The 6,774-nt window shown below is 73.5% G+C and carries 10 protein-coding genes and 1 pseudogene; 4 read left to right on the top strand and 7 right to left on the bottom strand.

Going from position 1 to position 6,774, the window contains the following annotated elements; genetic code table 11:
• Nucleotides 1–121: IS630 family transposase (locus Q8R60_11635; protein MDP3713119.1), on the top strand; the 121-nt coding region annotated here is incomplete at its 5' end.
• A gap of 15 nt (nt 122–136) precedes the next feature.
• Here Q8R60_11635 and Q8R60_11630 read toward each other — a convergent pair.
• Together Q8R60_11630 and Q8R60_11625 are read right to left on the bottom strand one after the other, a co-directional pair.
• The gene (locus Q8R60_11630) at nt 137–316 is read right to left on the bottom strand and encodes a hypothetical protein (protein MDP3713118.1); all 180 of its coding nucleotides are present in this window, start codon (nt 314–316) and stop codon (nt 137–139) included.
• Nucleotides 317–388: 72 nt separating this feature from the next.
• Nucleotides 389–862 (bottom strand): annotated as a pseudogene (locus Q8R60_11625) (GNAT family N-acetyltransferase).
• Between the two features lie 27 nt (nt 863–889).
• Here Q8R60_11625 and Q8R60_11620 point away from each other — a divergent pair.
• Together Q8R60_11620 and Q8R60_11615 are read left to right on the top strand one after the other, a co-directional pair.
• On the top strand, nt 890–1,621 hold the full coding sequence (locus Q8R60_11620) for a matrixin family metalloprotease (GenBank protein MDP3713117.1): 732 nt from the start codon (nt 890–892) through the stop codon (nt 1,619–1,621).
• 279 nt (nt 1,622–1,900) lie between these two features.
• Nucleotides 1,901–2,863: a helix-turn-helix domain-containing protein gene (locus Q8R60_11615; GenBank protein ID MDP3713116.1), complete on the top strand. Its 963-nt coding sequence runs from the start codon at nt 1,901–1,903 to the stop codon at nt 2,861–2,863.
• A 114-nt stretch (nt 2,864–2,977) separates the two neighbouring features.
• Here the strand turns inward: Q8R60_11615 and Q8R60_11610 are convergent, their stop codons facing one another.
• Genes Q8R60_11610 through bioD form a run of 3 tightly spaced genes read right to left on the bottom strand, consistent with a single transcriptional unit; the run spans nt 2,978 to nt 5,286 of the window.
• Complete coding sequence (locus Q8R60_11610) at nt 2,978–3,556, bottom strand: DNA-3-methyladenine glycosylase I (protein MDP3713115.1); 579 nt, start codon at nt 3,554–3,556, stop codon at nt 2,978–2,980.
• Entirely contained in the window at nt 3,553–4,557 is a 1,005-nt protein-coding gene (gene bioB / locus Q8R60_11605) for a biotin synthase BioB (GenBank protein ID MDP3713114.1), read from the bottom strand. The genes Q8R60_11610 and bioB overlap by 4 nt, the downstream gene beginning before the upstream one ends.
• Before the next feature lie 12 nt (nt 4,558–4,569).
• A complete protein-coding gene (gene bioD, locus Q8R60_11600; protein MDP3713113.1) occupies nt 4,570–5,286 on the bottom strand; it encodes a dethiobiotin synthase in 717 nt (238 codons plus the stop codon).
• Between the two features lie 100 nt (nt 5,287–5,386).
• Here bioD and Q8R60_11595 point away from each other — a divergent pair, with 100 nt between their 5' ends.
• Entirely contained in the window at nt 5,387–5,812 is a 426-nt protein-coding gene (locus Q8R60_11595) for a hypothetical protein (protein ID MDP3713112.1), read from the top strand.
• A 69-nt stretch (nt 5,813–5,881) separates the two neighbouring features.
• Here the strand turns inward: Q8R60_11595 and Q8R60_11590 are convergent, their stop codons facing one another.
• On the bottom strand, nt 5,882–6,247 hold the full coding sequence (locus tag Q8R60_11590; GenBank protein MDP3713111.1) for a hypothetical protein: 366 nt from the start codon (nt 6,245–6,247) through the stop codon (nt 5,882–5,884).
• A 165-nt stretch (nt 6,248–6,412) separates the two neighbouring features.
• Complete coding sequence (locus Q8R60_11585; protein ID MDP3713110.1) at nt 6,413–6,544, bottom strand: hypothetical protein; 132 nt, start codon at nt 6,542–6,544, stop codon at nt 6,413–6,415.
• Nucleotides 6,545–6,774 lie beyond the last annotated feature (230 nt).

The raw sequence follows: 6,774 nt of genomic DNA, 5'->3' as shown, positions 1-6,774 counted from the left end.
CGAGGAGTTCCTCGAGGCCACCAATGACGACCCGACGCCCTACGTCTGGACTGCCACCGCAGAGTCCATTCTCGCCAAGATCGCGCGCGCCCGCGACACCCTCCAACAAGTAGTCAGCTAATCAAGAGACGGACCACTAGCCCGACCGCTCGCCGTGCTCGACGCAGCGGGCGGTCCAGCCGGTGGGCACGACCTGCACGACCATCCGTCGGCGGCAGTGCGCGCAGAAGCGCGGCGGGTCGAGGTCGCGGGCGCGGCGGCACGACTCGTGCCCCTCGGCGGTGAGCTCCTCGCCGCACTGGTCGCACCACGCCACGAGCGGCAGCGCGTAGCCGAGCAGGTCGACTCCCGGCACGGGGGTCCAGTCGAACGACGGCGTCCGGGCGAAACCGGCCCGCTCGTAGAGCCGGTGCGCCGCCGTCATCGTCGGCTGGGTCGACAGGCGTACGACGTGGCAGCCGTCCGCGCGGGCCGCCTCGACCGAGGCGCGCACCAGTGCGTCTCCCGCACCCGAGCGGCGCACGGCCGGGTCGACGACGAGCATCCGGATCACGGCCTCGCCGGTGGTGGAGAGCTCGGCCCACAGCCCGCCCCGGGTCGCGACGGTGACACCCCCGATGACCTGGCCGTCGAGCTCCGCGACGAGCACCGTGGCGGTCTTGGCCCGGCCCTCGACGTCGCGCAGCGACGGCTCGTAGTCGCTGTCGCCGTAGCCCTCCGCGAGGTAGGTGACGGCGGTCAGGTCGGCCAGCCGGTCGTGGTCGGCGGGCTCCAGAAGGCGGACGGTCAGCACGCCGGGATCCTCCCGCACGGACCGGTGCGAACCTCGGGCGCCCCTGCGGGCTCGAAGGGTTGCGGTCATTCCGAGGCCGCAGACCGGAGGACCGACGTGCGCCTGCGCGCAACCCTGCTCGCCCTGCTCGCCGCCCCCGTCGTCGCGCTGCCGGCAACAGCGGACGGCGAGTGCACCGATCCCAAGATCTGCAGCTCCTTCTCGCTGCTGGGCGCACGCTGGCCCGCCGACACCCAGGGGCGCGTGGTCGTCGACTACTGGGTCAACCCCACGACGTGGCACGTCTCGGCCGAGGAGGCGGTCGGGCTCTTCCAGGCCGCGGCGGCGACCTGGGAGGCGGCACACCCACGCCTGGACCTGCGCTACCGCGGCACCGTCGACACGCCGCCCGACCTCGACGACGGGCGCAGCGTCTTCGGCTTCTCGGCGCCGCTCCTGCCGGTCGTCGAGGGGGCACACGCGAGCGTCCGCCAGGTCGACGGCGTGATCCAGGAGGCCGACATCGTCATCAACATCACGGCCGGCGGGACCTGGCAGCAGTGCGAGCAGCGCGACGGCGCGTGCGGTGGCCACGCCGACGAGATCCAGACCCCGGTCGGCTCGACCCACACCTGGATGGGCGAGCTGCAGGGCATCGCCACCCACGAGATCGGGCACGTCCTCGGGCTCGACCACGCCGACGACGGCGACGTCGTCCTCACCATGCACCTGATCAACGACACCGCTGAGGGCATGCGCTACCAGACGCTCGGGCGCGGTGACGTCCGCGGCATCCGTGCCCTCTACCCCTGCCGGGGCTGCCCCGCGCCGAAGGTCTTCGCCCCCTGAGGTCCGCCCCCCTGAACGGCGAGCCCTGGCGGCAGGCGGCTCCGCGCAGCTGGTGCGGCTGCCCGTCGCGCCCGTCGCGCCCGTCGCGCCCGTCGCGGCCCGCGCCGAAGCGGATCACGAGCGCCTCCGCCGCGGCCACCGCCAGGGCCACCAGGCCCAGGACTGCGAGTCCCTCCATGACGTCCTTCTCAGGTCGTGACGCCCACTGTCCGCGGTCGTCGTACCCCTGACCAGTGGCAGGACTGCGACAGACCGCACGTTCTCTGCCACACTGTCGTCATGGTGCTGCAGGACGTGTGCGCGGTCGTGTGTCGCGACGTCGCGCCCTTCGAGCTCGGGGTCGCGTGTGAGGTCTTCGGCCTCGACCGCTCCGACCAGGGGCTGCCCGTCTTCGACTTCGCGGTGGTCGCCGCCGAGGAGCCTCCCCTGCGCGCGATGGGTGGGCTGCTCCTCGACACCCCGCATCGCCTCGACCGGCTCGCGACCGCAGACCTCGTCATCGTGCCGTCCTGGCGCTCGCTGACCGAGCCCCCTCCGGAGGCGCTCGTCGACGCCCTGCGCGCCGTGCTCTCCCGGGGCGGCCGGGTGCTCACGGTCTGCAGCGGCGCCTTCGTCCTCGCCCACGCGGGCCTGCTCGACGGGCTGCGGGCCGCGACCCACTGGCGCTACGCCGCGACGCTCGCCGAGATGTTCCCCGCGATCGACGTCGACCCCGACGTCCTCTACGTCGACGCCGGCCAGATCGTCACGAGCGCAGGCACGGCCGCCGGCATCGACGCCTGCCTGCACATCCTGCGCCAGGAGCACGGCCACGCCGTGGCCAACGCGGTCGCGCGCCGCATGGTCGTCCCGCCGTTCCGTGACGGTGGTCAGCGGCAGTACGTCGAAGCGCCGCTGCCGGTGCTGCGCCACGCAGGGACGGAGGACCTGTCCGGTGTCCTCGACTGGGCTGTCGAGCACCTCGACGAGGCGCTGCCCGTGGAGGTCCTCGCGGCCCAGGCCCACATGAGCCCGCGGACCTTCGCGCGGCGGTTCCGCGAGGCCACGGGGACGACGCCGCACCAGTGGGTCCTCGCGCAGCGGGTCGCCCACGCGCAGCTGCTCCTGGAGGAGGGGCTGCCGGTCGAGCAGGTCGCTCGGCGCTGCGGCTTCGGGAGCGCCGCGACGCTGCGCACCCAGTTCGCTCGCTGGAGGGGCACGTCACCCAGCGCCTACGCGAGAACTTTCCGCTCCGCGGGGTAGGAGGCGCCCATGTTCTTCTTCTTCAGCAACCGCCTCGGCTGCGCCGGCTCGCTCCTGCTGTCCCTCGCCCTGACCGGTCTGCTGCTGCTGGTGCTCCAGGTGCTGTAGGACGAGTCAGTGCGGGACGGTCACCGCGTCGCGCTGGGCCTCGACCTCGGCGCGCACGGGGCAGGAGGTCAGGTGGTCGCCCACGAGCCCGTGGGCCTGCATCAGCGAGTAGACGGTGGTCGGCCCGACGAAGGCGAAACCGGCCTGCTTCAAAGCCTTCGCGAGCGCGACCGAGGCGGGGGTCGTCGCGGGCACGGTGGCCCAGGAGTCATGGGCGGGGCCGGGGATCTCGGCGTAGGACCAGAGCAGCGGGGCGAGGCCTCCGGAGGCCCGCAGCGCCACGGTGGCCCGCGCGTTGGTGACGCACGCCCGCAGCTTTGCCCCGGAGCGGATCAGGCCCGCGTCGAGCAGCAGCGGTGCGAGGTCGCTGTCGTCGTACGCCGCGACGACGTCCGGGTCGAAGCCCGCGAAGGCCTCGCGCAGCGCCTCGCGCTTGCGCAGCACCGTGATCCAGGACAGGCCCGCCTGGAAGCCCTCGAGGCAGACCTTCTCGTAGAGGCCCTGCTCGGTCGTGACCGGTCGGCCCCACTCGGTGTCGTGGTAGCGCTCGTAGAGCGGGTCGCCGTCTCCGAAGCAGCGGCTCACAGCGAGGCGGACAGCCCCTTCAGTGGCATCTGGAGGTCGGCGAGCATGTCGAGGTCCTGGGTGGCGGGGCGGCCCAGGGTGGTGAGGTAGTTGCCGACGATGACGGCGTTGATACCCCCGAGCATGCCGTCCTTGGCGAGGTCGCCGAGGGTGATCTCGCGGCCGCCGGCGAAGCGCAGGATGGTGCGGGGCAGGCAGAGCCGGAAGACCGCGATGGCTTGCAGGGCCTCGGAGGCAGGCAGGACGGGCAGGTCGCCGAAGGGCGTGCCCGGCCGCGGGTTGAGGAAGTTGAGCGGCACCTCGTCGGGCTCGAGCGCGGCGAGCTGCGTCGCGAACTCGGCGCGCTGCTCGAGGGTCTCGCCCATGCCGAGGATGCCGCCGCAGCAGACCTCCATGCCCGCCTCGCGGACCATCGACAGGGTCTCCCAGCGCTCCTCCCAGGTGTGGGTGGTCACGACCTTCGGGAAGTGGGAGCGGGCGGTCTCGAGGTTGTGGTTGTAGCGGTGCACGCCGATGGCGGTGAGCCGGTCGACCTGCTCCTGGGTGAGCATCCCGAGCGAGCAGGCGACCTGGATGTCGACGGCCTCGCGGATCGCGGCGACCCCGGCCTCGACCTGGGCCATGAGCTTGTCGTCCGGGCCGCGGACCGCGGCGACGATGCAGAACTCCGTGGCGCCGGTGGCCCGTGTCTCGACGGCAGCCTTCACCAGCGACGGGATGTCGAGCCAGGCGGCGCGCACGGGGGAGGGGAACAGCCCGCTCTGGCTGCAGAAGTGGCAGTCCTCGGGGCAGCCGCCGGTCTTGAGCGACACGATGCCCTCGACCTCGACCTCCGGGCCGCAGTGGCGCATCCGGACCTCGTGGGCGAGCTCGAGCAGGGCGGGCAGCCGGTCCTCCGGCAGCCGCAGGCACGCGAGCGCCTGCTCCTCGGTCAGCCCCACCCCGCGCTCGAGCACCTGCTCGCGCGCGACCTCCAGAACGTCCAGCAGCAGCTCAGTCACCCGAGGAGTCTCTCAGGTGCCGTGAACGGCCTTGAACACGGCCGGGTCGAACTCCCCGCCGAGCTGGCGACCGATGCCCGCGCGCGCGGTCGCGAGGAACGACGCACGGTCGAGTACGCCGGATCCCTGCGGCATCGCGCCCCCGAGCGGGCGGGCGGCCAGGGTCTCGAGGTCGCGCAGGTTGGTGCGGCAGGCGAGGTCGGGTTCGGCCGGCCAGTCACCGACCACGACGCCGGCGAGGTCGATCCCGCGGTGGGCCAGCGCCTCCAGGGTGAGTGCCGTGCTGTTGAGGGTGCCGAGGCCGGCACCGGCGACCACCAGGACGGGGGCACGCACCGTGCGGGCGACGTCGGCGAGGGTGAGCCCGTCCTCGTCGAAGCGCACGAGCAGCCCCCCGGCCCCCTCGACGAGCACCAGGTCGTGGCGGTCGTGGAGGTCGAGCAGCAGCTGCGTCAGCTCGGCCAGGTCGACCGGCGGTCGTCCGGACAGCCGCGCCGCGGCAGCGGGGGCCAACGGGTCGGGGTAGCGGACCAGCTCGTGCAGCTCGTCGGCGCCGGACAGCCGCTTCACGTCGGCGAGGTCGCCCGGCTCGCCCGCGGCGACCCCGGTCTGGGCCGGCTTGACGACCGCGACGGTCGCACCGCGGTCGAGCGCCAGCGTGGCGAGCGCCGCGGTCACGATCGTCTTGCCGACCCCTGTCCCGGTGCCGGACACGACGACGACTGCCACGGGACCGACCCTATCCGCGGGGTGACGACAGCCACGAGCCGCCTGGTGTTCACCAGGATGCCTCCCGGGGTAGGGCAACTACTCGTACGCCTGGTGCGTCATGAGCAGTACCCGTCAGACCGAGGAGGCCCCCGTGCTCGCAGTTCCCTCGCACACCCCCACCCGTGGCGCTGAGCTCTCTGGAGACGGGGTGCCCTTCGGCATCGCCACATGGTCCGACGAGACCGCCTTCTGGGACGCCGACGCCCGCCGCCGCGACTCCGACGAGGTGGACCTCGGCGCGACCTGGCGCCGACCGGGCTCCGACGACGCCTGGAAGCTCGCGTGGCTGTCCGCCACGGGGGAGCTCTACCGGTGCCGCCTCGCCGGCTACCCGGCCTCCTGCACCGACGTCACCGTGCTGACCACGGTCGCGACCGAGCAGGAGCTCGACGCGCTGCTCGACGGCTGGCGCGACCACCGCTCCGACGAGGACGGCCTCACGTGGCTCGCCTCGCGCCTGACCCCCGTGCCCCGCTCCGCCTAACTAACCAACGGTCGGCGGGGCCGCGTCCTGTATCCGTCAGATACGGGCGAGCGTCAGGCCATCGACTCGTCAGGCTGTGCGCAGTGCCTGGCAGGCGCGGGCGAGCTCCTCCTGGGCCTGGTCGACGGTCTGCTCGCCGGGCGAGGACGACCCGAACCGCTCGCGACCGAGAGCCGACCGCAGCCCGAACACCGCGAAGGTCACCTTGCCGAAGGCCTCGAACCGGCGCGCCGCGTGGGGTCCGGTGAGGTCCGGAGGTTCGCCTGTCCCGGCCTCGAGCCGTTCGGCGAGCGACGCCCGCTGCTCGGCGGTCGCGTGCGGTGCCTTGGACAGCTCGCACGCGGCGGGCAGCGCGGGCGGGGCATCGTCGTCGGCGCTCGTGCAGCCGCTCAGGGCGAGGAGCACGCCGATCCCGACCGCCGCCGTTCTGTGCACGCCGGGCACGCTAGCGCTGCCCGCGCGACTCGGTCGATCCTCCGTGCTCTGGCGCGGAGCCTGACCCGAGACAGCCGAGGAGCGGACCGTGGCGGGCGACTCGGTCGATCGGGGTCGCCAGATCGACCACTCTGACCCGAGACAGCGGCCGCCGCCACGGTGAGGTCAGGCTCGAGGGGCGCGCGTCTCGCACGCACGACGGGTCCTCCTGCGCTCGCTGCGGGCGCGCAGCAGGTCGGACACCGACTCGACCGGCGTCACGAGCCACTCGAGCAGGCTGGCCAGACGTCGCAGCACGGTCACACGCTACGGCCGGCCGGCGTCTCGGTCGATCGGGGTCGTCAGGGCGACCACTCCGGCCCGAGACAGCCGACGGGCAGACGGCCGCTGGGTGTCTCGGTCGATCGGGGTCGTCAGGGCGACCACTCCGGCCCGAGACAGCCGAGGGGCGGGCCGGCGGGCGGGCCGGCGGGCGGGCGCGCGAGGCGGGCGGTCAGGCGGTGGCGACGGCGCGCAGGGCGGTCTCG

The organism is Mycobacteriales bacterium, from assembly GCA_030697205.1.
GTDB lineage: Bacteria > Actinomycetota > Actinomycetes > Mycobacteriales > SCTD01 > JAUYQP01.
The sequence above is the reverse complement of the archived record's forward strand: the minus strand, read 5'-3'. Positions and strand labels throughout refer to the sequence as shown.

What these genes read in the sequence shown, in the direction of transcription:
- Q8R60_11595 (MDP3713112.1), top strand. Translation starts at nt 5,387, where the DNA reads ATGAGCAGTACCCGTCAGACCGAGGAGGCCCCCGTGCTCGCAGTTCCC.
- Q8R60_11615 (MDP3713116.1), top strand. Translation starts at nt 1,901, where the DNA reads ATGGTGCTGCAGGACGTGTGCGCGGTCGTGTGTCGCGACGTCGCGCCC.